This is a genomic window from Peptidiphaga sp. (assembly GCF_057238965.1).
The window spans coordinates 7,083-9,092 of sequence record NZ_DBHHEV010000093.1; the positions used below are offsets into that span (position 1 = coordinate 7,083).

Annotated in this window: 3 protein-coding genes; all 3 read left to right on the forward strand. The window is 62.6% G+C overall.

Translation table 11 applies throughout. The features are described from left to right. A partial coding sequence (locus ACO48X_RS09635) for a pyruvate formate lyase family protein (RefSeq protein ID WP_485001873.1) occupies positions 1 to 1,144 on the forward strand: 1,144 nt, incomplete at its 5' end. Between the two features lie 61 nt (positions 1,145 to 1,205). After that, positions 1,206 to 1,457, forward strand: a complete 252-nt coding sequence (gene grcA2 / locus ACO48X_RS09640) for an autonomous glycyl radical cofactor GrcA2 (RefSeq protein WP_009199108.1) — start codon at positions 1,206 to 1,208, stop codon at positions 1,455 to 1,457. Then, positions 1,444 to 2,010 (forward strand): 4Fe-4S cluster-binding domain-containing protein (locus tag ACO48X_RS09645; protein WP_485001874.1); only part of this gene is annotated, 567 nt, incomplete at its 3' end. The genes grcA2 and ACO48X_RS09645, both read left to right, overlap by 14 nt.

Below are 2,010 nucleotides of genomic sequence, written 5' to 3' on the forward strand. Positions count from 1 at the left end.
CGACTACGACCAGATCTTCTCCGGCGACCCCTACTGGGCCACGTGGTCCGACGCGGGCTTCGGCGAGGACGGCCGCACGCTTGTGACGAAGACGGCCTTCCGGCTGCTTCAGACACTGAGGAACCTTGGCCCTGCGCCCGAGCCCAACATCACGATCTTCTGGGATCCCGCCCTTCCCGACGGGTACAAAGATTTCTGCGCCGCGATTTCGATCGAGACGTCGTCGATCCAATACGAGTCGGATCCCCAAATCCGCGACCGCTGGGGCGACGACGCCGCCATCGCCTGCTGCGTCTCTCCAATGAGGGTCGGCAAGCAGATGCAGCTCTTCGGCGCCCGAGTCAACGCCGCGAAGGCCCTTCTGTACGCCATCAACGGCGGGCGCGACGAAATGTCGGGCAAGCAGATCGTCGAGGGATTCGAGCCCGTCCAAGGCGACGGCCCGCTCGAATTCGACGACGTGTGGCACAAGTACGAAGAGATGCTCGACTGGGTGGTCGGCACGTACGTCGAGGCCCTCAACATCATCCACTACTGCCACGACCGCTACGCCTACGAGTCCATCGAGATGGCGCTGCACGATTCCGACATCGTGCGCACGATGGGATGCGGCATCGCCGGCCTTTCCATCGTCGCCGACTCGCTTTCGGCCATCAAGTACGCGAAGGTCACCCCTGTTCGCGATGAGACGGGCCTCGTCGTCGATTACGAGACCGTGGGCGATTTCCCGCGTTACGGCAACGACGACGATCGCGCCGACGACATTGCGGCGACGGTGGTCCACACGGTCATGGACAAGATCAAGGCTATTCCGCTTTATCGCGACGCCATTCCGACGCAGTCGGTCCTGACGATCACGTCGAACGTCGTCTACGGCAAGGCCACGGGCAGCTTCCCGTCCGGCCACCGCAAGGGCACGCCGTTCAGCCCCGGCGCCAATCCCGAGAACGGCGCTGACACCCACGGCATGCTCGCCTCGATGCTTTCCGTCGGAAAGCTCGACTATGAGGACGCGCTCGACGGCATTTCCCTGACGAACACAATTACCCCGTCCGGCCTTGGCCGCGACAAGGATGAGCAGGTCGAAAACCTCGTCCAGGTTCTCGACGGAGGCTTCATCCCCGAGGATTCCTTCCTCTCCTAACCCAAACAAACACACATTCGGGAACACCAATCCCGAGCAAACATAGAGAAGGAGCCGAAACATGGCGACCAAGACTTACGACGAGCGACTTGCCTCAATGAAGGCGGCCCGTGAGGCCAAGGGCGGCATCGCCGGCCTGTACCACGCCAACATCAACGTGCTCAATCGCGACACCCTCGAGGACGCGATGGAGCACCCCGAGAAGTACCCGAACCTGACGGTTCGCGTCTCCGGTTACGCCGTCAACTTCGTCCGCTTGACGCGCGAGCAGCAGCTTGACGTGCTCTCGCGCACGTTCCATGCCGGCAAGTGAGGCCATTCTGAACTCGCTGGTTGCGAACGCCGCCGGGGACCAGGACTTTCTGGCCCCGGCGGCCCGCGTTAAGGGAAACGGCACAGCCGGTCTGATCGAGATGACGGATCTGGAGCATGCCGACAGGCTGCGCCGGATGAGGGAGGGGACCCTCGGCTCTCTCCATTCGTGGGAGCTCGTGACTGCCGTCGACGGTCCGGGCATCCGCATGACGATTTTCTTGGCCGGATGCGGGTTGCGGTGCCTCTACTGCCACAACCCCGACACCTTCCAGATGCGCGACGGCGAGCCCGTGGAAGTCGACGACCTCCTCAGGCGGATCAAACGCTACAGGAAGACCCTCAACGCCTCCGGCGGGGGAATCACGATCTCCGGCGGCGAGGCGATGATGCAGCCGCGTTTCGTCGCGAAGCTTTTGGAGGGGGCGAAGGAACTCGGAGTTCACACGTGCGTCGATACGTCTGGCTTCCTCGGACGAAATGTCACAGAGGCGATGCTCGACAACATCGATCTCGTGCTTTTAGACGTCAAGGCCGGAATTCCCGAGCTGTAC